The sequence below is a fragment of the Mycobacterium asiaticum genome, from assembly GCF_001673365.1.
Lineage (GTDB): Bacteria > Actinomycetota > Actinomycetes > Mycobacteriales > Mycobacteriaceae > Mycobacterium > Mycobacterium asiaticum_A.
Genome location: NZ_LZLS01000143.1, coordinates 1 through 20800, shown reverse-complemented (window position 1 = coordinate 20800; position 20800 = coordinate 1). Strand labels below are relative to the sequence as shown.

Annotated in this window: 18 protein-coding genes, 2 tRNA genes and 1 pseudogene; 16 read left to right on the top strand and 5 right to left on the bottom strand. The window is 64.2% G+C overall.

Annotated elements, in window-relative coordinates:
• Nucleotides 1-94 precede the first annotated feature (94 nt).
• On the bottom strand, nucleotides 95-1666 hold the full coding sequence (locus tag A5634_RS15270; protein WP_065144885.1) for a glycoside hydrolase family 13 protein: 1572 nt from the start codon (nucleotides 1664-1666) through the stop codon (nucleotides 95-97).
• Complete coding sequence (locus tag A5634_RS15265) at nucleotides 1666-2061, bottom strand: globin (protein WP_065144884.1); 396 nt, start codon at nucleotides 2059-2061, stop codon at nucleotides 1666-1668. The genes A5634_RS15270 and A5634_RS15265 overlap by 1 nt, the downstream gene beginning before the upstream one ends.
• A 142-nt stretch (nucleotides 2062-2203) precedes the next feature.
• Here A5634_RS15265 and A5634_RS15260 point away from each other — a divergent pair, with 142 nt between their 5' ends.
• Genes A5634_RS15260 through A5634_RS15245 form a run of 4 tightly spaced genes read left to right on the top strand, consistent with a single transcriptional unit; the run spans nucleotide 2204 to nucleotide 4334 of the window.
• A complete protein-coding gene (locus A5634_RS15260) occupies nucleotides 2204-2851 on the top strand; it encodes an HNH endonuclease (protein ID WP_065144883.1) in 648 nt (215 codons plus the stop codon).
• 44 nt (nucleotides 2852-2895) lie between these two features.
• Nucleotides 2896-3120, top strand: coding sequence for an aa3-type cytochrome oxidase subunit CtaJ (gene ctaJ / locus A5634_RS15255; RefSeq protein WP_065144882.1), 225 nt, complete (start codon nucleotides 2896-2898; stop codon nucleotides 3118-3120).
• Nucleotides 3107-3574 carry a DUF5130 domain-containing protein gene (locus A5634_RS15250; protein ID WP_065144902.1) on the top strand — a complete coding sequence of 156 codons (468 nt, stop codon included), beginning with the start codon at nucleotides 3107-3109 and terminating at the stop codon, nucleotides 3572-3574. Before ctaJ ends, A5634_RS15250 begins: the two co-directional genes overlap by 14 nt.
• A gap of 28 nt (nucleotides 3575-3602) precedes the next feature.
• Nucleotides 3603-4334, top strand: a complete 732-nt coding sequence (locus tag A5634_RS15245) for a hypothetical protein (RefSeq protein WP_065144881.1) — start codon at nucleotides 3603-3605, stop codon at nucleotides 4332-4334.
• 59 nt (nucleotides 4335-4393) lie between these two features.
• On the opposite strand, the gene pepN is transcribed toward A5634_RS15245, so the two are convergent.
• Complete coding sequence (gene pepN, locus A5634_RS15240; protein WP_065144901.1) at nucleotides 4394-6970, bottom strand: aminopeptidase N; 2577 nt, start codon at nucleotides 6968-6970, stop codon at nucleotides 4394-4396.
• 113 nt (nucleotides 6971-7083) lie between these two features.
• Here pepN and A5634_RS15235 point away from each other — a divergent pair, with 113 nt between their 5' ends.
• Genes A5634_RS15235 through A5634_RS15225 form a run of 3 tightly spaced genes read left to right on the top strand, consistent with a single transcriptional unit; the run spans nucleotide 7084 to nucleotide 9028 of the window.
• Nucleotides 7084-7719 carry an Rv2466c family mycothiol-dependent reductase gene (locus A5634_RS15235; RefSeq protein WP_065144880.1) on the top strand — a complete coding sequence of 212 codons (636 nt, stop codon included), beginning with the start codon at nucleotides 7084-7086 and terminating at the stop codon, nucleotides 7717-7719.
• A gap of 25 nt (nucleotides 7720-7744) precedes the next feature.
• On the top strand, nucleotides 7745-8218 hold the full coding sequence (locus A5634_RS15230; protein WP_065144879.1) for a ribose-5-phosphate isomerase: 474 nt from the start codon (nucleotides 7745-7747) through the stop codon (nucleotides 8216-8218).
• Nucleotides 8219-8224: 6 nt separating this feature from the next.
• Nucleotides 8225-9028, top strand: a complete 804-nt coding sequence (locus A5634_RS15225) for an Fpg/Nei family DNA glycosylase (protein ID WP_065144878.1) — start codon at nucleotides 8225-8227, stop codon at nucleotides 9026-9028.
• A 182-nt stretch (nucleotides 9029-9210) separates the two neighbouring features.
• On the opposite strand, the gene A5634_RS15220 is transcribed toward A5634_RS15225, so the two are convergent.
• Nucleotides 9211-10404, bottom strand: coding sequence for a serine hydrolase domain-containing protein (locus tag A5634_RS15220; RefSeq protein WP_065144877.1), 1194 nt, complete (start codon nucleotides 10402-10404; stop codon nucleotides 9211-9213).
• Between the two features lie 34 nt (nucleotides 10405-10438).
• Nucleotides 10439-10509, bottom strand: a tRNA-Gly gene (locus tag A5634_RS15215).
• A 166-nt stretch (nucleotides 10510-10675) separates the two neighbouring features.
• Between A5634_RS15215 and A5634_RS15210 the strand changes: the two genes are divergently transcribed.
• From A5634_RS15210 to A5634_RS15170, 9 genes and pseudogenes are all read left to right on the top strand, one after another.
• Nucleotides 10676-10752, top strand: a tRNA-Pro gene (locus A5634_RS15210).
• A 44-nt stretch (nucleotides 10753-10796) separates the two neighbouring features.
• Nucleotides 10797-12263 carry a trigger factor gene (tig, locus tag A5634_RS15205; RefSeq protein ID WP_081290449.1) on the top strand — a complete coding sequence of 489 codons (1467 nt, stop codon included), beginning with the start codon at nucleotides 10797-10799 and terminating at the stop codon, nucleotides 12261-12263.
• Between the two features lie 92 nt (nucleotides 12264-12355).
• Nucleotides 12356-12961: pseudogene (locus A5634_RS15200) on the top strand (ATP-dependent Clp protease proteolytic subunit); the annotation flags it as partial.
• On the top strand, nucleotides 12958-13593 hold the full coding sequence (gene clpP2, locus A5634_RS15195; protein WP_065144875.1) for an ATP-dependent CLP protease proteolytic subunit ClpP2: 636 nt from the start codon (nucleotides 12958-12960) through the stop codon (nucleotides 13591-13593). The pseudogene A5634_RS15200 and the gene clpP2, both read left to right, overlap by 4 nt.
• Nucleotides 13594-13879: 286 nt before the next feature.
• Nucleotides 13880-15160, top strand: a complete 1281-nt coding sequence (clpX, locus tag A5634_RS15190) for an ATP-dependent Clp protease ATP-binding subunit ClpX (RefSeq protein ID WP_065144874.1) — start codon at nucleotides 13880-13882, stop codon at nucleotides 15158-15160.
• A 319-nt stretch (nucleotides 15161-15479) separates the two neighbouring features.
• Nucleotides 15480-17426 (top strand): 2-oxoacid:acceptor oxidoreductase subunit alpha, encoded by a 1947-nt coding sequence (locus tag A5634_RS15185; RefSeq protein WP_155769560.1) that lies wholly within the window; start codon nucleotides 15480-15482, stop codon nucleotides 17424-17426.
• 43 nt (nucleotides 17427-17469) lie between these two features.
• On the top strand, nucleotides 17470-18549 hold the full coding sequence (locus A5634_RS15180) for a 2-oxoacid:ferredoxin oxidoreductase subunit beta (RefSeq protein ID WP_065144872.1): 1080 nt from the start codon (nucleotides 17470-17472) through the stop codon (nucleotides 18547-18549).
• A gap of 1 nt (nucleotide 18550) precedes the next feature.
• Nucleotides 18551-19168, top strand: a complete 618-nt coding sequence (gene mobA / locus A5634_RS15175; RefSeq protein WP_437339979.1) for a molybdenum cofactor guanylyltransferase — start codon at nucleotides 18551-18553, stop codon at nucleotides 19166-19168.
• Between the two features lie 910 nt (nucleotides 19169-20078).
• Complete coding sequence (locus A5634_RS15170; RefSeq protein ID WP_065144870.1) at nucleotides 20079-20654, top strand: transglycosylase family protein; 576 nt, start codon at nucleotides 20079-20081, stop codon at nucleotides 20652-20654.
• The last annotated feature ends 146 nt before the right edge of the window (nucleotides 20655-20800 follow it).

The window sequence follows — 20800 nt, the reverse complement described above, 5'->3', positions numbered from 1 at the left end:
GTGCGTGCGGGCGACCAGCCTGTCAGTCGCCAGCGAATGTTTTGCACCGGAGCATACGCTCCAAGAGCACGTGCTCCGTATAGATTTATAGGGCTCAAACCAGCCAGGCTGCGCTGTCAGCGGGTAATTGGCCGTTCGACACAGGCGCACTTGCCAGCAACAGCTCGTCGGACGGCAGCGCCATCGGCCCCGTGCCCGCGTTCAGCACGCACACCAGTCCGCCGCCGCGACGGCGAAAAGCCAGTGCGCCGCTCGGCACCGTCAGCCAGTCAATCTGGTGTCCCGCGAATTCGCTACGCCCCCTGCGCAATTCGAGTGCCCGCTGGAAGAACGACAACATGGAGCCGGGATCCGCAGCCTGCTTTTCGACCGTCAGCGGCGCCCAGTCGGCAGGCATCGGCAGCCAGGTGTCGGCGTTGGTGGAAAAGCCGAACGGGGGAGCATCGCCCGACCAGGGCAACGGGACCCGGCATCGGTCCCGGCCGCGTTCGGCGTGCCCCGAGCGTTCCCAAGTCGGGTCCTGCAGCACCTCGTCGGGCAGATCGACGTCGGGCAGACCCAGCTCTTGGCCGTTGTAGATGAACACCGCGCCGGGAAGGGCCAGCATCAGCATCGCCATCGCCTTTGCCCGGCGCAGCCCGATCTCGCCGCCGCCATATCGGGTGACCTCGCGGCCCACATCGTGGTTGGCCAGGGTCCAGGTCGGGGTCGCGTTCTGCAACGCCGCGGCGTCCAGTGAGTTCTGCACCGCCTGGTGGATTTCGGTCGCGTCGAACTCGGTGCGAGTGAGCCGGAAGTTGAAGCCGAGGTGCAGTTCGTCGGGTCGCACGTACTGCGCCCATTGCGCGTTGTCGTGCACCCATACTTCGCCGACGGTCACGGCTTGCGGGTAGTCATCCATGACAGCGCGGATGTCGCGGTGGATGGCGTGCACGTTAGGTCGGTTGAACCGCGGATCGTCATCGGTGTGACGCAGAATCTCGCTGCCCACTTGCGGTGCGTCCGGCAAGCCAGGCGGCTTGGCCATGCCGTGCGCGACGTCGATGCGGAAGCCGTCCACACCGCGTTCCAACCAGAATCGCAGCGTCTTTTCGAAATCGTCGAAAATTTCCGGGTTGTCCCAGTTCAAATCCGGCTGCTCGGAATCGAAGAGGTGCAGATACCACTGGCCTGGTTTGCCGTTCGGCTCAGTCGCCCGGGTCCAGGCTGGACCGCCGAACACCGACTCCCAGTTGTTAGGTGGCAACGCTCCGCGAGGACCGCGGCCGTCGCGAAAGAAGTATCGATCTCGTGCTTCGCTGCCAGGACCGGCGGCCAATGCCGCCTGAAACCACGGATGCTTGGAGCTCGAGTGGTTGGGTACCACGTCCATCGTGACCTTGATGCCGCGGGCGTGCGCCGCGGTAACCAGCCGCTCAAAGGCGGCCATGCCGCCGAACAACGGGTCGATATCGCGGGGGTCCGAGACGTCGTAACCGTGGTCGGCCATCGGCGAGACGGTGACCGGGTTGAGCCAAATGCCATCTACCCCAAGGTCTTTGAGATGGTCCAAGCGGTCGGCCAGGCCGTCGAGGTCACCGACGCCGTCGCCGTCGCTGTCGGCAAATGACCGCGGATAGACCTGATAGAACACCGCGGACTGCCACCACGATGCTTCGCCGCCCATCAAAAGGCGGAGTTGACTAGAGAATGGGCGGCCATTTCCAGGTATTGGAGCAACTGACGGCGGTGCTCGTCGTCCAGAGTCTGCGAGTCGATCGAGGCGACCGCGGTGTGCATGCAGCGCAACCAGGCGTCCCGCTCGATCGGCGTGATTCGGAACGGCACGTGCCGCATCCGCAACCGCGGGTGTCCGCGCCGATCCGAATAGGTGCGGGGGCCGCCCCAGTACTGCTCGAGGAACATGCGCAGGCGTTCCTCGGCCCCGCGCAAGTCCTCCTCGGGATAGAGGGGGCGCAGTATCTCGTCCTCGGCGACCTGCTCGTAGAAGCGCCCCACGATTGCCTCGAAGGTGTCGGCGCCGCCAACGGCGTCGTAGAAAGACTCTGTTGTTTGATCCATCGCAGTCCATTGTGGGCCACCTGTGGGCCACTCACGATTTGGGCCGCGAACGCTCCAGCTGTTCACCGTCTCGACACGGCGTGGCTGAAGGAATTGTCGTGCGATTGGCAGCAAATCGTGGTGGACTGTCGGCGGAGGATTTATGGCGCAGCGCAACAAACGCCGCAGCCACCGCAGTTCCGGTGCCGCGGCAAACGGAGTCGGGCCCGCGACCGCGTCATGTCTGCACAGTGTCGATTCACATCCCCCCACCCGCTCCGAGGCCGCTTCGATCTGGAGTCGCCGACGGGTGTTGCTGCTGAACTCCACCTACGAGCCGCTCACCGCGCTGCCGATGCGACGTGCCATTGTGATGCTGATCTGCGGCAAGGCCGACGTGGTGCACGACGACCCCGCCGGGACGGTCATTCATTCCGCGACCCGGTCGATCGCGGTGCCCTCGGTCATCCAGCTGCGCGCCTATGTGCGGGTGCCCTACCGAGCTCGGGTGCCGATGACGCGCGCCGCTCTGATGCACCGCGACCGGTTCTGCTGCGCCTACTGCGGAGCTAAGGCCGACACCGTCGACCACGTGGTGCCCCGCAGCCGCGGCGGCGACCACTCGTGGGAGAACTGCGTCGCGTGCTGCTCGACGTGCAACCATCGCAAAGGCGACCGACTTTTGGCCGAGCTCGGTTGGACGTTGCGGCGGGCGCCGCTGCCGCCGACCGGGCAGCACTGGCGACTGCTCTCGACGGTGAAGGAACTCGATCCGTCCTGGGCGCGATACCTCGGTGAGGGCGCCGCCTAAAGATTTTCTCGGTCCGGTGGGATACGGTTTGCGTCGTGAGCTCAATGGAGATGCACCTATACCTGGTCGGGATCCCGTTGGGGTTGTTGATCGTCCTCGGGTTGATTTATCTGACCCGCAAGGGGCCACACCCGGCGACCTACGACCTGTCCCAGAAGTGGACACATGAGCCGATACTGTGGGCTGCCACCGATGAGGCTGTCGGCGGTGCACACGGCGGCCACGGGTCAGAATTCACGGTCGGAGGTGGCGCAAGTGGCACATGGTGAAGTCGCGACGGTCGAACCTGCCGACCTGCCAAAGGGTTGGGTGCTCACCACGAGCGGACGGATTTCCGGTGTCACCGAGCCCGGTGAGCTCTCGGTGCGGTACCCATTCCCGATCAACGATCTCGTCGCCGTGGACGATGCGCTGAAGTACGCCTCGCGCGCATCCAGGGCGCGGTTCGCCGTCTACCTGGGTGACCTCGGCAGCGACACGGCTGCGCGGGCCCGTGAGATTCTGGCCAAGGTCCCGACGCCGAACAATGCGGTGCTGCTTGCCGTCTCGCCGGATCAGTCGGCAATCGAGGTCGTCTACGGCTCGCAGGTGCGCGGCCGCGGGGCTGAGTCGGCGGCTCCGCTTGGGGTCGCCGCCGCTTCGTCGGCATTCGAGCAGGGCCACCTGATCGATGGTCTGGTCAGCGCAATTCGGGTGCTCAGCGCGGGGATCTCGCCGGCCTAGCTGGGCCCATCAGCGCCACACCTGCACGGTGGATCATTATCGACGGTGGTTGCACAACGCCGCGCGTCGCGATATTGAGCCGGGCGTCGTCGTCGACATCGCCGAACACCACGGCATCGACGCCGCGGCGCTGAGTCTGCTCGATACGTTCGAGCAAATCACCGACTCGCACGGGAAGTCTTTCTTCCTCATTCCGGTCGGAACCAGCGCCGACCACGTACGCCGCGCGGCGCTGCTGACCTATGTGCTCAATGCGGGCACCGACTACACCGAGGCGGGGAAACGGCCCGGAGTGGTCAACGACTTCCTCGAGACCGCCTACTCCACTGCCGAGGTCACGCGAATCATCAACCGCCAGCGGGCGAATGGTTGGAGCTACGACCGGGACGTCCGGTTTGTTCACCGCAACGGCGGACGGTTGATGACGACGCCATACGGGATTCTGATGGGTGCCGGCGGCAACTGGCTGCAGCGTCTGTTCGCGCAGCGCGGCGGCACGACTTGGGGCGACATTTTCATGGTCAACACCGGCCGCGTGGCCGACCCCGCTGCCGTGCTGCGTCGCATCGTAAGGGCCGGGGACGGGCTCGCGTTGGCCCGGCTGCTGCATCACGAGGAGCGGCACAGCGCGCAGTGGGCCTCGCTCGGTTACCTGGGTATGCTCCGTTCCTATTGCTGGGAGTTGTTGCGCGAGTTGATCTTTCGCAGAACAAACCGGCTCGAGCAGCAGGCCGGTCTCAGTGACGGCGGCTACCGGTAATCCGGCGTGAGCATCGGGCTGGCCGGGTATGGCCGGGGTTTGGCCGGGCCGGCAAGCGACTAGGCGCTGCCGTCGAAATGTTGTGCGCGTAGCGACCGCTTGATGCCGGCCTGACCTTCTAGCACCAGTCGCCGCAGCGACGGCGGCACATCGGGATCCGACAGGAACCTGTCGGCAGCCGCGATGGCATCCTCGCTGATATCGCTATGCGGGTACAGGCCGATCACCACCGATTGCGCGACCTCGCTGCTGCGCCGCTCCCAGACTCCGGGAATCGCCTCGAAGTACCGTGCGGTGAACGGCTTGAGCAACTCGGCTTGTCCGGGCGCGCCGATGCCCCCGATGATCGCTCGGCTGAGTGCGTTAGCCAACGTGTCGTCCTCGACGACCCTGGTGAACGCTTCCTCCTTGACCGCGAGTTGCGGTCGCGCCGCCGACGCTTGTGCGCCGTGCCGCTTGCCGGCGGCCGTCGGGTCGTTGGCCACCTCGGTATCGATCCGCAGTGACTCCGGTCCGTCAGCGTCGATGGCGCCCGCGGTGGCCAAGGCGATCACCACCCGCCAGCGCAAATCGGTGTCGATATCCAACCCGGCCAATCCCTGTTCGGCAGGGTCGCCGTCGAGCAGGGCGGACAGCACCTGCACGTGTTGGGGTGACAGCACCGACGTGCACAGCGCATTGACGAAGGCCAGCTGGTGGTCGGAACCGGGTTCGGCGTTGCGTGCCAACTCCAGCAGCCGATCGGCCAGTTGAGGCCAACCCTGCTCACGCGCCCAGCCCCGCTCGGCGTAGGAACCCACCGCGGTCTGCGCCTGCAGCAGCAACCGCTGCAACACCGTCACCTCGGTCTCGACCTGGATCCCACCCAACACCAGCGCCACGAAATCGCGGGCGCGCAGTTCGGCCTCCCGCGTCATCTCCCACGCCGCCGACCACACCAACGACCGCGGCAGCGGCTCGGCGATGTCGGCGATCCGGGTCAGCGCGGTCTGTAGCGAGTCCGCATCCAACCGCAGCGCGCAATAGGTCAGATCGTCGTCGTTGACCAGCACCAGCTTGCCACGCGAAACACCAACCAGCGCAGGAACTTCGGTGCTCTGGCCGTCGATGTCCAACTCTTCCCGGTGGACCCGCACCAGCTTGGAAGAACCGTCGTCGTCATAGATGCCGATGGCTACCCGGTGCACCCGCGTCTCGCCTTTGCCGGGCGCGGCGCCGCTTTGGGTCACCGCGAACCGGGTGAACGCACCTTCATCATCGATATCGAAGTCCGCGCGCAACGTGTTGAGCCCGGTAGTTCTCAGCCATTGCTGACCCCAATTCGACAGGTCACGACCGGACGCTTTCTCCAGGGCGGAGAGCAGATCGCTGAACGTGGCGTTGCCGAAGGCGTGGGTTTCGAAGTAGTCCCGCAGTCCGGCCAGGAAATGATCCAAACCCACGTAAGCGACCAGTTGCTTCAGCACCGAGGCGCCTTTGGCGTAGGTGATCCCGTCGAAGTTGACCTCGACTGCGTGCAGGTCGGGGATATCCGCCGCGATCGGGTGGGTCGACGGCAACTGGTCCTGACGGTAGGCCCACGACTTCTCAACGGTGGCAAAGGTTGTCCACGCTTCGCTGTATTCGGTTGCCTCTGCCTGGCACAGCACCGAGGCGAACGTGGCGAAGGATTCGTTGAGCCACAAGTCATCCCACCACGTCATGGTGACCAGGTCGCCAAACCACATGTGCGCCATCTCGTGCAGCACGGTCTCGGCGCGTCGCTCATAGGACGCCCGGGTGACCTTGCTACGGAAGACGTAGTCCTCCAGGAACGTCACCGCGCCGGCGTTTTCCATTGCGCCGGCGTTGAATTCGGGTACGAACAGTTGGTCGTACTTACCGAACGCATACGGCAGGCCAAAGTTCTTGTGGTAGAACGCGAAACCCTGCTTCGTCTCGGTGAACAACCGCTCAGAATCCATGTGCGGCGCCAGCGAAGCCCGGCAGTAAATGCCCAACGGGATTTCCCCGTGTTCGTCGCCGTAAGTGTCGTTCCAGACGGCATACGGGCCGGCGATCAACGCCACCAGGTAGGTGCTCATCCGCGGGGTGGTGGCGAACGTGTGCACGCCGTCTTTCACCGAAACGGGGGCGCCGTTGGACACCACCTGCCAGTGTGCGGGTGCAGTCACCTGGATATCGAAGGTGGCCTTGAGGTCGGGCTGGTCGAAACAGGCGAACATCCGCTTGGCGTCGGCGGTTTCGAATTGCGAGTACAGGTAGGTCTCGTCGTCCACGGGGTCGACGAAGCGATGCAGACCCTCGCCCGTGTTGGAGTAGCGGCAGTCGGCATCGACCACGACGACGTTGCGATCGGCCAATCCCTGCAGCGTGATCCCCGTCGACTCGTCGTAGCCGGAGACGTCGATCTCCACACCGTTGAGGCTGGCGCTGTGAATGATGTCGGCGGCGATGTCGATGACCGTGTCGGCGCCGGCGAGCGCGTCGAAGACCACCGTGGTGGTGGAGCGGAAGTTGCGTTCGCCCGGATTGCCAGAACCGTCGGTGATGTCGAGGTTGATCCGGTAGCTGTGCACGGTGAGCAGCGCGGCGCGTTCGACCGCCTGGTCCCGGGTGAGGTTGGGAAGGGCCACGGGCTCCAACATATCGGCTCGGCATGCGACCGGCAGGTCGGCGGGAACACAGCGGGCGCGATTACGGTTGTGTCTGAGCGCACTGTCTTGTGTGTCGAGGAGAGGACCCCGTGATGGCCGAGAAAGCCGCCGAGAAAGCCGCCGAGAAAGCCGAAGCCGGATTTTGGTTCGATCCGTTGTGTCCCTGGTGCTGGATCACCTCACGCTGGATCCTCGAGGTGGAGAAGGTTCGCGACATCGAGGTGCGCTGGCACGTCATGAGTTTGGCGGTGCTCAACGAGAATCGGGACGACCTGCCCGAGCAGTACCGCGAAAACATGAAGCGAGCATGGGGACCGGTGCGGGTCGCGATCGCCGCCGAACAGGCACACGGTGCCAAGGTGCTGGAGCCGCTCTACACGGCCATGGGAACCCGGATTCACAACGAGGGCAACAAGGATCTCGACGAGGTCGTCAAACTGGCGTTGGCCGACGCGGGCCTGCCGGCTGAACTGGCCGAGGCCGCGAACAGCACTGACTACGACGAGGCCCTGCGCGAGAGCCACCACGCCGGCATGGACGCGGTGGGACTCGACGTCGGCACTCCGACCATCCACGTCAACGGGGTGGCGTTCTTCGGGCCGGTGCTCTCGAAGATCCCGCGCGGTGAAGAGGCCGGCAAGCTCTGGGATGCCTCGGTGACGTTCGCGTCCTACCCGCACTTTTTCGAACTCAAGCGGAGTCGCACGGAGTCTCCTCAGTTCGACTGAGCGGTCTAATGCACAATGTGCTTCCATGCGCGTCTACCTGGGTGCCGATCATGCCGGCTACGAGCTCAAACAACTGATCATTGAGCACCTGAAGAAAACCGGACACGAACCAATCGACTGCGGCGCTTTCAACTACGACGCCGAGGACGACTACCCGGCGTTCTGCATCGCCGCCGCAGCCCGCACGGTCGCCGACCCGGACAGCCTGGGCATCGTGCTCGGCGGCTCGGGCAATGGTGAGCAGATCGCCGCCAACAAGGTGCCCGGTGCGCGCTGCGGCTTGGCGTGGAGTGTCGAGACCGCATCGTTGGCGCGCCAACACAACAATGCGCAGTTGATCGGCATCGGCGGGCGCATGCACTCGGCGCAAGAGGCACTGGCGATCGTCGACGCCTTCCTGTCCACCCCCTGGTCCAATGTCGAACGCCACCAACGTCGTATCGACATTCTCGCCGACTACGAACGGACCCACGAAGCACCGCCGGTGCCCGGAGGTTAACGACGGGTGCCCGAAGGCCACACATTGCACCGGCTGGCCCGGCTGCACCAGCGCCGCTTCGCGGGCGCTCCCGTGGTGGTGTCCAGCCCGCAAGGTCGCTTTACCGATGCGGCCGCGGTCAACGGCAAGGTGCTGCGCCGCGCCAGCGCCTGGGGCAAGCATCTGTTCCACCACTACGACGGCGGTGCCGTCGTGCATGTGCACCTGGGGTTGTACGGCAGCTTCACCGAATGGGAACTGCCCGAGGGCGAGCTTCCCCCTGAGCCGGTGGGACAGGTGCGGATGCGCATGGTCGGGTCCGGGTACGGCACCGATCTGCGCGGCCCCACGGTGTGTGAGTTGATCGACGTCAGCCAGGTCGACGACGTCGTCGCCCGACTCGGTCCCGACCCGCTGCGCGCCGACGCCGAGCCCACTCGGCCATGGTCGAGAATCACCAAGTCGCGCAAGGCTATTGGTGCACTGCTGATGGATCAGACCGTTATCGCCGGAGTCGGCAACGTCTATCGCAACGAGTTGTTGTTTCGCCACGGTATCGACCCGTACCGCAGTGGCCAGAAGATCTCCGAGGCCGAATTCGACGCGATGTGGACCGATCTGCTGGCGCTGATGAAGGTCGGGTTGCGGCGCGGCAAGATCGTCGTGGTCCGTCCCGAGCACGACCACGGCGCACCCTCGTACGCACCCGGTCGGCCCCGTACCTACGTGTACCGGCGCGCCGGCGATCCGTGCCGGGTGTGCGGGGAGACGGTGCACACCGCGGTGCTGGAGGGACGCAACGTGTTCTGGTGCCCGACCTGCCAAACCTGACGGCTCCCCGGCCCAGCCCTGCCCAGCCCAACCTGCCCTGCCCCGCCCCCGAAAACCCGTCTAGTAACTCATGCAGCACCAAAACCTTCGGCAAGGTGTTGCAGCGATCACTTGAGCCTGAGCCGCGCAGCTGTCGAGAAATGCACTCTCGGCGGGATGGGGTTAGGCGGGGTTAGTCGGGGTTAGCTGATGGCCACCCCGAGCGTTCGGTAGACCTCGTTGCTCAAGGCGACACTGCGCGGGTCGGCGTTGGCCTTGCTGGCATCGAAGCGGTTGGACACGTACCCGTAGCCGATCCGGTGTTCGAGGTCGACGAACGCGAAGGAACCGCCCAGGCCGCCGTGGCCGAACATCCGGGGATTGGGACCGTTGATGCAACGCTGGTTGAGCATGTAGCCCAGGCCCCAGCCGTGGTCGGCGACCCGGGGCCCCAGCACCAGGTCGGGCTCGAACCCGCCCTGGCACACCCTGACCAGGTCCATGTGCTCGCGGCTGAGCAACTTTTCCTGGGCCAGGGCGTTGTAGAACGTCGCCATTCCCAGAGCGGACACCTGGCCGTTGGTGCCGGGGAACTCCAACTCGCGCCACAAGTCGAGGTTCTCGGTGTCCAGATCATCGTCGGCGAGAAACCCCATCGAGATCGCCATCCCGGCCTTGGGGTGTTCATCCAGCCTGGTCGGATCGCTGGGAGCCTGCAGGTCGGCCAGCAGCTGGCGGCCGGTCGGCTTATTCACCCGCTCGGCGCAGCGACGCTGCTCGAAGCGCGACAGGCCGATGTGGATGTCGGCGCCGATCGGCTCGGCGATCTCGCTGCGCAGGTACTGGCCGACGGTGCGGCCGGTGACCCGGCGGAACACCTCGCCGATGATGAAGCCGTAGGTCGTCATGTGGTAACCCTGCGCGGTGCCCGGCTTCCACCAGGGTTCGGCGCTGGCCAAGTGCTTGCAGACGTAGTCCCAGTCGCAGAGTTGTTCGGTGGTCACCCGGGTGCGCGGCCCGATCACACCGGACCGATGACTCATGACCATGGCCAGCGTGATGTCTTCCTTGCCGGCCTGTCCGAATTCGGGCCAGTACCGGGCCACCGGCGCATGCAGGTCCAGCTCACCCCGGTCGACGAGTTGGTGGACGCAGGTGGAGGTGAGTCCCTTGGTGCCGGAGAGCACGGTGGTCAGGGTGTCCTCTTGCCAGGGACGCCTCCCGGCCGCGTCGGCCGAACCGCCCCAGAGGTTGACGACCAAATTTCCGTCGACCCATACCGCGACCGCCGCGCCGACCTCGTGACGCAGCGCAAAGTTACGCTCGAACGCGTCGCGAACTCCGACGAAGTCCGGGGCGCATGAGCCTTGAATACTGACGTCTTCGAGGTCGCTCATGGCGCCTTTCTGGTCACGCAAAATGTTAGCTCAGAGCGGGCGACGGGAATCGAACCCGCGTAGCTAGTTTGGAAGACTAGGGCTCTACCATTGAGCTACGCCCGCGAGTATTAGTCGAGCCAGACGATACGTGGTGGCGGAGATCAAATCTAATCGACGCAGTCATGTGACCGCATTGTGAGCGCGCCTGGGCCTTCACCAGATCCCCGCCAGATCCCAGGAGGTCGGTGCGGAGCTGACGCCGTCGGGCCGTAGGATCGCGTGGTCAGCGCGGGGTGTAGCGCAGCTTGGTAGCGCATCCGCTTTGGGAGCGGAAGGCCGCAGGTTCAAATCCTGTCACCCCGACCAGCCCGACTGGCGCACGCAGGAACGACACAAACGAGGAGCACGCCGTGAAGAGCACCGTAAAGCAGTTGAGCCCTACCCGGGTTCGCATCAACGTGGAGGTGCCGTTCACCGAGCTTGAGCCGGATTTTCAGCGCGCCTACAAAGAGTTGGCCAAGCAGGTCAGGTTGCCCGGCTTCCGGCCGGGCAAGGCGCCGGCCCGGCTGCTCGAGGCGCGGTTCGGCCGCGAGGCACTGCTTGAGCAGGTCATCGAGGAAGCGGTGCCCAGCCGCTACGGCCAGGCCCTTACCGATTCCGACGTGCAACCGATCGGCCGGCCCAACATCCAGGTGACCAAAAAGGAGTACGGCGAGGAATTGCAGTTCTTCGCCGAGGTCGACGTTCGGCCCAAGCTGGAGATCCCTGACCTGGACGCACTGACCGTCTCGGTAGACCCGATCGAGGTCAGCGACGACGAGGTCGACGCCGAGCTGGAGTCGTTGCGGGCCCGATTCGGCACGCTGATCGGCGCGGACCGGCCTGTCCAGACCGGAGACTTCGTCTCGATCGATCTGTCGGCGACGGTTGACGGTGAGGATGTGCCAAATGCCGCGGCCGAGGGTTTGTCCCACGAGGTCGGCTCCGGTCGATTGATCGCGGGCCTGGACGACGCCCTGGTTGGGCTTTCCGTCGACGAGTCCAAGGTGTTCACCGCCAAGTTGGCGACCGGCGACCACGCCGGACAGGAGGCCGAGGTCACCGTCACGGTGAAGTCGGTCAAGGAACGCGAACTGCCCGAACCTGACGACGACTTCGCCGCGCTGGCAAGCGAGTTCGACACCATCGACGAACTGCGCGCCAGCCTTCGCGACCAGGTGAGCAACGTCAAGCGAGCTCAGCAGGCCGACCAGATCCGCAACGCCGCTTTGGATGCCCTGCTCGAGCAGGTCGACGTTCCGGTACCCGACGCAATCGTGCGGTCCCAGATCGAAGAGACCGTGCAGGCTGCCATGAGTGGTCTGAACCAGGACCAGGCCAAGTTCGCCGAGGTGCTCGAGCAGCAGGGCTCCTCGCGCGCGGAGTTCGACGCCGAAGCGCGCCTTGCCGCCGAGAACAACGTCAAGCGTCAGTTGCTGCTGGACGCGATCGCTGACGAGCTCAACGTCGAGGTCGGCCAGGAAGACCTGACCGAACGACTGGTGCTCACGTCTCGGCAGTACGGCATCGAGCCGCAGCAGTTGTTCGCGTACCTGCAAGAGAACAACCAGTTGGCCGCGATGTTTGCCGACGTGCGACGCGGGTTGGCCGTTGCGGCGGTGATCGACAAGGCAACCGTCACCGACAGCGAAGGCAACCCGATCGACACCAGCGAGTTCTTCGGCAAGCGCTCCGCGGCGCATGACCATGATCACGAAGGCCACGACCACGACCACGACCACGATCACGAGGACGAGGACTCGGACGTGGGTCTAGACCCCGTTCTAAATGAGGACGAAACAGCCGAGACCGAGAAGGCCGGCGAAGCCAGCTCGTGACGCTGTGAGCGAACGCGCCCTTTTCGAGTGGTCAAAGGGTGGGTCGGGTTGGTTAGTGTCGGTGCAACAAGGAAAACGAGAAAGCAGGTAACCGAGTCGTGACTGACATGCGTTCGAACTCGCTGGGTCTTAATCTCACGGACTCCGTCTATGAGCGCTTGCTGTCCGAGCGCATCATCTTCCTGGGTTCGGAGGTGAATGACGAGGTCGCCAACCGATTGTGCGCGCAGATTCTGCTGCTGGCCGCCGAGGACAGTGACAAGGACATCAACCTCTACATCAACTCTCCCGGCGGATCGATCAGTGCCGGCATGGCGATCTACGACACCATGGTGTTGGCGCCCTGCGACATCGCCACCTACGCGATGGGCATGGCCGCCTCGATGGGGGAGTTCCTGCTCGCGGCAGGCACCAAAGGTAAGCGGTACGCGCTGCCGCATGCCCGAATTCTGATGCACCAGCCGCTGGGCGGCGTGACCGGGAGCGCGGCCGACATCGCAATTCAGGCCGAACAATTCGCGGTCATCAAGAAGGAGATGTTCCGGCTCAACGCCGAGTTCACCGGCCAGCCGATCGAGCGGATCGAGGCGGATTCGGATCGCGACCGGTGGTTCACCGCGCAGGAAGCTCTCGAATACGGCTTCGTCGACCACATCATCACCCGCGCCGCCCACATCACAAATGGAGAAGCAAAGTGAACTCTCATATCCAGCCGCAGGCGCGCTACATCCTGCCGTCGTTCATCGAGCACTCCAGCTTCGGCGTCAAGGAATCCAACCCGTACAACAAGCTGTTCGAGGAACGCATCATCTTCCTCGGCGTGCAGGTCGACGACGCGTCGGCCAACGACATCATGGCGCAGCTGCTGGTGCTGGAGTCGCTGGATCCCGACCGTGACATCACCATGTACATCAACTCGCCCGGTGGTGGCTTCACCTCCCTGATGGCGATCTACGACACCATGCAATACGTGCGGGCCGACATCCAGACGGTGTGCCTGGGTCAGGCCGCTTCGGCCGCGGCGGTGTTACTGGCTGCCGGAACGCCGGGTAAGCGGATGGCGTTGCCCAACGCGCGGGTGCTGATCCATCAGCCGTCGCTGTCCGGCGTGATCCAGGGGCAGTTCTCCGATCTGGAGATCCAGGCCGCCGAAATCGAGCGGATGCGCACCCTGATGGAGACGACACTGGCGCGCCACACCGGCAAGGACGCCGCGGTCATTCGCAAGGACACGGATCGGGACAAGATCCTGACCGCCGAGGACGCCAAGGACTACGGGATTATTGACACCGTTCTGGAGTACCGGAAGCTTTCCGCGCAGAACGCCTGACTGGCGAACAGATGCAAAAGCACGCGCACGCACGCGTGCTTTTGCGTTTTCTGCCGCTGGTCTGGCGTAACAACCGCGACACGCCAGGGAACCTATTGCGCGTCTCGACGAGTGAGGGACGCCGTCGAGCGATATGTTGCATTCACAAGAATCACCCGCATCCAGTGATACCAAGGAAGCTATTCGGCGTTAACGGTCGCGGCGGGCCGGAACAACCGGGTAGCGTCGTGGGATACACGCGGCAAGCAAGAGGTACGGCAACACAGGAAGTAGGCCCTGAAGCATCATGGCGCGCATCGGAGACGGCGGTGACTTGCTGAAGTGCTCGTTCTGCGGGAAGAGCCAGAAGCAGGTGAAGAAGCTCATTGCGGGTCCCGGTGTGTACATCTGTGATGAGTGCATCGACCTGTGCAACGAGATCATCGAAGAGGAACTTGCCGACGCCGACGACGTGAAACTCGACGAGCTGCCCAAGCCGATCGAGATCCGGGACTTCCTCGAGGGTTACGTCATCGGGCAGGACACCGCCAAGCGCACGCTGGCCGTAGCCGTCTACAACCACTACAAGCGAATCCAGGCCGGCGAGAAGGGCCGCGACTCGCGCTACGAGCCGGTTGAGCTGACCAAGTCCAACATCCTGATGCTTGGACCCACCGGCTGCGGCAAGACCTACCTGGCCCAAACCTTGGCCAAGATGCTCAATGTCCCGTTCGCCATCGCGGACGCCACCGCGCTGACGGAAGCCGGCTACGTCGGTGAGGACGTCGAAAACATTCTGCTCAAGCTGATCCAGGCCGCCGATTACGACGTCAAGCGCGCCGAAACCGGCATCATCTACATCGACGAGGTGGACAAGATCGCTCGCAAGAGCGAGAACCCGTCGATCACCCGCGACGTCTCCGGCGAAGGTGTCCAGCAGGCGCTGCTGAAGATTCTGGAAGGCACCCAGGCCTCGGTCCCGCCGCAGGGCGGCCGCAAGCACCCGCATCAGGAGTTCATCCAGATCGACACCACCAACGTGCTGTTCATCGTGGCGGGTGCGTTCGCGGGCCTGGAAAAGATCATCTACGAGCGCGTCGGTAAGCGCGGCCTGGGCTTCGGCGCCGAGGTGCGCTCGAAGGCCGAGATCGACACCACCGATCACTTCGCCGAAGTAATGCCGGAGGACCTGATCAAGTTCGGCCTGATTCCCGAGTTCATCGGTCGTCTGCCGGTGGTCGCCTCGGTCACCAACCTGGACAAGGATTCGCTGGTCAAGATCCTGTCCGAGCCGAAGAACGCTCTGGTCAAGCAGTACACGCGACTGTTCGAGATGGACGGCGTGGAACTCGAGTTCGAAGAAGATGCGCTGGAAGCGATCGCGGACCAGGCGATTCACCGCGGCACCGGTGCTCGCGGTCTGCGCGCCATCATGGAGGAAGTCCTGCTGCCGGTGATGTACGACATCCCCAGCCGGGACGACGTCGCCAAGGTGGTCGTCACCAAGGAGACAGTGCAGGACAATGTGCTGCCGACGATCGTGCCCCGCAAGCCGTCGAGGTCCGAACGGCGCGACAAGACCGCCTGAGTCTTAGAAGTCCGACTCACAAATCTGCCTGGCACGGCCCAGCCACTGTTTCGTTAAGGCCTCTCTTAGGTATCGGCCCGGTAAAGTGACCAATGCCACAGTTTTTATTTCCGTCCCCACCCGCCCGTCGCTGACTTCGGCTTTTACCTGCGTACTCGCCGGTAACGAGCGTCCGCGGTCGGCCATAGACCCTTAGAGAAGTGTCATAATTGGTACCGCCAGTGACATAAAAACGTGACAGCGGAGAAGGCACTTCGGCGCGCGAAATCTTGACGCTGCAGCCTAGTGCCTGCCCGAATACAGATTGGAAGGCGGAGACGTGGATCCGAACGGCAATGGCGCCGCGGCAGAGTCTCACGAGAGGTCCGGCCGGCAACGCCTGGAAAATGTCGTTATCCGATTCGCGGGAGACTCCGGCGACGGTATGCAGCTGACGGGTGACCGGTTCACCTCAGAGGCCGCGATTTTCGGCAACGACCTGGCCACCCAGCCCAACTATCCCGCCGAGATCCGTGCCCCAGCAGGAACCCTGCCCGGCGTCTCGTCCTTCCAGATCCAGATTGCCGACTACGACATCCTGACCGCGGGGGACCGACCCGACGTTCTGGTCGCCATGAACCCCGCAGCGCTCAAAGCCAACATCGGTGATCTGCCACGCGGCGGAATGGTGATCGCCAACTCCGACGAATTCACCAAGCGCAACCTGACCAAAGTCGGTTATGTCACCAACCCCTTGGAGACCGACGAACTCGAGGAGTACGTCGTTCACGCCGTGCCGATGACCACCCTGACGCTCGGGGCCGTCGAGCCAATCGGTGCCACCAAAAAGGACGGCCAGCGCGCCAAGAACATGTTTGCGCTCGGCTTGCTGTCGTGGATGTACAGCCGCCCGATTCAGACCAGCGAGAACTTCATCAGGGAGAAGTTCGTCCGCAAACCGGACATCGCCGAGGCAAACGTGCTGGCGCTGAAGGCTGGCTGGAACTACGGCGAGACCACCGAGGCATTCGGCACCACCTACGAGGTCTCCAAGGCGTCGCTGCCTGCCGGCGAGTACCGCCAAATTTCCGGGAACACCGCGATGGCCTATGGCATCGTCGCGGCCGGAAGACTAGCCGACAAGCAGGTCATGCTGGGCAGTTACCCGATCACCCCGGCATCGGACATCCTGCACGAGCTGTCCAAACACAAGAACTTCAACGTCATCACCTTCCAGGCCGAGGATGAGATCGGGGGCATTTGCTCGGCCATCGGCGCTTCCTACGGCGGTGCGCTGGGAGTCACCAGTACGTCGGGACCAGGTATCTCGCTGAAGTCCGAAGCGCTCGGGCTTGCCGTGATGACCGAATTGCCGCTGATGGTCATCGACGTCCAGCGGGGCGGACCGTCGACGGGTCTGCCCACCAAGACCGAGCAGGCCGACCTGCTGCAGGCGCTATTCGGCCGCAACGGTGAGTCGCCGGTTGCGGTGGTGGCGCCGCGCTCGCCGTCGGACTGCTTCGAAACCGCAATCGAGGCGGTGCGGATCGCGGTGTCCTACCACACCCCGGTCATCGTGCTGTCCGATGGCGCCATCGCCAATGGTTCTGAGCCATGGCGCATCCCGGACGTCAGCACGCTGACGCCGATAAAGCACAAGTTCGCCAAGCCGGACGAACCCTTCCAGCCCTACGCCCGCGATCCCGAGACCCTGGCGCGCCAATTCGCGGTACCCGGCACGCCTGGCCTGGAGCACCGCATCGGAGGTCTGGAAGCTGCCAACGGCTCCGGCGCCATCTCCTACGAACCGGTCAACCACGACCTGATGGTTCGTATCCGTCAGGCCAAGATCGACGGCATCAGCGTCCCGGATCTCGACGTCGATGACCCGACCAACGATGCCGAACTGCTGCTCATCGGGTGGGGTAGTTCTTATGGCCCGATTGGTGAAGCCTGCCGGCGCGCGCGGCGCAAAGGAATCAAGGTCGCGCACGCCCATCTGCGCTATCTCAACCCGTTCCCGCCCAACCTGGGCGATGTACTGCGCCGCTACCCGCAGGTGGTGTGCCCGGAGATGAACCTGGGGCAGCTGGCCATGCTGTTGCGGGCGAAGTACCTGGTCAACGTGCAATCGGTGAGCAAGGTGCATGGACTGGCGTTCCTGGCCGACGAGGTGGGTCGCGTCATCCGCGCCGCGTTGGGCGGGACGCTGGCCGATATCGAACAAGATAAAGCGATGGTCGCCCGGTTGTCGGCGGCGACGGTTGAAGCGGGAGCCAGCGCATGACTCCGTCGGCGACGATGAAAAGCAACGAGGAGGATCGGCGCGCATGACCAGCGTGATCGGCACCGACCTTGGTGTCACCCCGAAATTGACCAAGAACGACGGGGTGCCCACCACAGATCAGCCGCAGAAAGGCAAGGATTTCACCAGCGACCAGGAGGTGCGCTGGTGCCCCGGATGCGGTGACTACGTCATCCTCAACACCATCCGCAACTTCCTGCCCGAACTCGGGTTGCGTCGCGAGAACATCGTCTTCATCAGCGGTATCGGCTGCTCGAGCCGGTTCCCGTACTACCTGGAGACCTACGGCTTCCACTCGATCCATGGACGGGCACCGGCGATTGCCACTGGCCTGGCGCTGTCCCGCGAGGACCTGTCGGTCTGGGTGGTCACCGGCGACGGCGATGCGTTGTCCATCGGCGGTAACCACTTGATCCACGCGCTGCGCCGCAACGTGAATATCACCATCCTGCTGTTCAACAACCGGATCTACGGTCTGACCAAGGGCCAATACTCACCGACGTCCGAGGTCGGCAAGATCACCAAGTCGACTCCGATGGGATCGCTGGACCACCCGTTCAACCCGGTGTCGCTGGCGCTGGGCGCCGAGGCGACCTTCATCGGCCGCGCCCTGGACTCCGATCGCGCCGGGCTGTCCGAGGTGCTGCGGGGTGCGGCTCAACACCGCGGTGCCGCTCTGGTCGAAATCATGCAGGACTGCCCAATTTTCAACGACGGCTCCTTCGACGCGCTGCGCAAGGAGGGCGCCGAGGAGCGGGTTATCAACGTGCGCCACGGCGAGCCGATCGTCTTCGGTGCCAACGGTGAATACTGCGTGGTGAAATCGGGCTTTGGCCTCGACGTGGCAAAGACGGCCGACGTGTCCGCAGACGAGATTGTGGTGCACGACGCGCACGCTGACGACTCGGCGTATGCCTTCGCATTGTCGCGATTGTCGGATCAGAACCTCGACCACATGGTGATGGGTATCTTCCGCGACATCAGCCGACCCACCTATGACGATGCGGCCCGCTCACAGGTGGTGGCCGCTCAGAGTTCGGCGGCCTCCGACGAGGCCGCACTGCAGTCGCTGCTGCGTGGGCGTGACACCTGGACCGTGGACTGAGGTGGCGGCACAGGTGCCTGACGAAGTTGCATCGGTTGACTCACTGGCCGGGGTTGTAGTCGCTGGAGGCGAATCCCGCCGCATGGGTCGTGACAAAGCGACGCTGCCGCTACCGGGCGGCACCGGCACGCTCGTGGAACACGTTGTCGACGTGCTGTCGCAGCGTTGTTCGCCGGTCTATGTGGTCGCCGCCCCCGGGCAGCGGCTGCCCGCGCTGTCGGCGCACATTCTGCGCGACGAGGTGCGCGGGCTAGGCCCCCTCCCGGCGACCGGGCGTGGATTGCGCGCCGCCGCCGAGGCGGGGGCGCGCTATGCGTTTGTTTCAGCGGTCGACATGCCTTCGCTGACAGCCGATTTGATCGACGAACTGCTTCGCCTCGCCGTCGAGACCCACGCCGAAGTTGTCATGCCGTGGGATGGCCGCAGCCACTATCTGGCCGCGGTCTACCGGACCGATCTCGCCGACCGGATCGACGGGTTGGTTGCCGCTGGGGCGCGCCGGATGAGTGCGTTGATCGACGCATCGGACGCGCAGCAGATCGTGCTGCCGGACTCCGGGTCGCTGACAAACATCAACACCTCAGACGACCTGCGCGCATTGGTCCTTCCCGCGCGCTGACGATATCTCCGCGCTCGCCATTCTGTCAGCTGTGGAACAGTTTGGGTTTATTGGTTTGTGATTGATTGCGGCGGTAACTTCGTTCATTCCTGGGATGGGTTCCGCGGTGGTCGAGTTACGTTGTCGCGCAGAGAATTCGGTGGTCGCCCAGCAGAAATGCATTGCGCGTAGCCTTACGCGGTTTGGACACCCGACGCAAGTGCCATCCCCTACCTGCGCCCGGAGTTGCGGGCACGAAAATTGTTGGTAACCAGCATAATTCGGTGCCGACGGCAAGCGTTCGATTGACTGATCGCGAAAGATGTTGTAGGGCTGGGCGCCCGGTGCGCCAGAGCCGCAAGTCCAATCGTCGACCAGTGCGGAAAGTGTTGCAGCGAAAGGCTTTACCTAGCTGTGTGCCAAGTCACTCGATAGGTATCGCGGCGGCGGAATTCCGCGCGTGTCAGATAACAAATTCCGTGGTCCAGCTCACAAAAAGTGCGTGATTAGGCTCACGAACTGCCAATGTGCTGCGAGGTCGGTATGAAGTTGAAATAGCCTGCTGACCTGCGGGGACTATTCGGCTGCGCTGCCGCGATCGGCGCGTTATTGAACAGATATAGGCGTCCGGGGGAGATGACGAATCCGAATTGTTATCGTACGGTCCCTATTAGCCCATTACGGGCGGCAATAAACAGATGAAAAATTGAATCCACGGACCCGCGTGTGAGCGGAGTGCGGGACGGCGCTCGATGCGAGGCCGCCCGTGGGTGTCGGTTAGCGCCGCACCGGGAGCTAGAGCCCTCCGCTGTCGTGCCGAAACGAGACGGCACGCCCTGAACCAGCGATTTCAGCGTCTTTATCGCAGCAATCACCACCCGACCCACATCTGTGGGCTGGTTTCAGCGCGCGCGCAACGAAAGGAACACTTTTGAAGAACGTCCGCAAGACGCTCATCGTCGCCGCGATTACAGGGACGCTCGTGACCGTGCCGACCACCGGCATCGCTCATGCGGATGTCCCGGGCGTGGACCCGAACGTGGCACCTGGCTTCGACCCCGGCCTGCCGGCACCCGACGCGCCGCCGTTCGACGCGCCGCCGGCCCCCGAGCCCGTGGGCTTCGACCCGAACCTGCCGGCACCCGACGCACCGCCGTTGGATGCGCCGCCTGTCGACGCGCCGCCCGCCCCCGAGCCTGTGGGCTTCGACCCGAACCTGCCGGCCCCGGACGCGCCTCCGGTCGACGAGGTCCCCGCGCCTGCGCCGATCAAGGCGTACAGCGTGAACTGGGACGCGATCGCCCAGTGCGAGTCCGGTGGTAACTGGGGCATCAGCACGGGCAACGGCTACTCCGGTGGCCTGCAGTTCACCGCCGGCACCTGGCGTGCCAACGGCGGCTCCGGCTCGGCTGCCGGTGCCAGCCGCGAAGAGCAGATCCGGGTAGCCGAGAACGTGCTGCGTACGCAGGGCATCGGCGCCTGGCCGGTCTGCGGCCGCCGCGGCTAGTAGCGCGAAAAGTACCCAGAAGCACCTTGGAGCTCAGGCTCCAAGGTGCTTTTGCGTCTCAGTGTCATGGTGACTTTGCCGCGTTGCGGTGGTTGGGTCTAGATCACTCGGTGTTTGGCTCTTTTTGCGTCTGTCGCCGTAAAGGT

Bases quoted from the DNA above. Each gene is read 5' to 3' on its own strand.
- A5634_RS15270 (WP_065144885.1), bottom strand. From the start codon at position 1,666: ATGGGCGGCGAAGCATCGTGGTGGCAGTCCGCGGTGTTCTATCAGGTC.
- A5634_RS15265 (WP_065144884.1), bottom strand. From the start codon at position 2,061: ATGGATCAAACAACAGAGTCTTTCTACGACGCCGTTGGCGGCGCCGAC.
- A5634_RS15260 (WP_065144883.1), top strand. From the start codon at position 2,204: ATGGCGCAGCGCAACAAACGCCGCAGCCACCGCAGTTCCGGTGCCGCG.
- ctaJ (WP_065144882.1), top strand. From the start codon at position 2,896: ATGGAGATGCACCTATACCTGGTCGGGATCCCGTTGGGGTTGTTGATC.
- A5634_RS15235 (WP_065144880.1), top strand. From the start codon at position 7,084: ATGGCCGAGAAAGCCGCCGAGAAAGCCGCCGAGAAAGCCGAAGCCGGA.
- A5634_RS15230 (WP_065144879.1), top strand. From the start codon at position 7,745: ATGCGCGTCTACCTGGGTGCCGATCATGCCGGCTACGAGCTCAAACAA.
- A5634_RS15220 (WP_065144877.1), bottom strand. From the start codon at position 10,404: ATGAGCGACCTCGAAGACGTCAGTATTCAAGGCTCATGCGCCCCGGAC.
- clpX (WP_065144874.1), top strand. From the start codon at position 13,880: ATGGCGCGCATCGGAGACGGCGGTGACTTGCTGAAGTGCTCGTTCTGC.
- A5634_RS15180 (WP_065144872.1), top strand. From the start codon at position 17,470: ATGACCAGCGTGATCGGCACCGACCTTGGTGTCACCCCGAAATTGACC.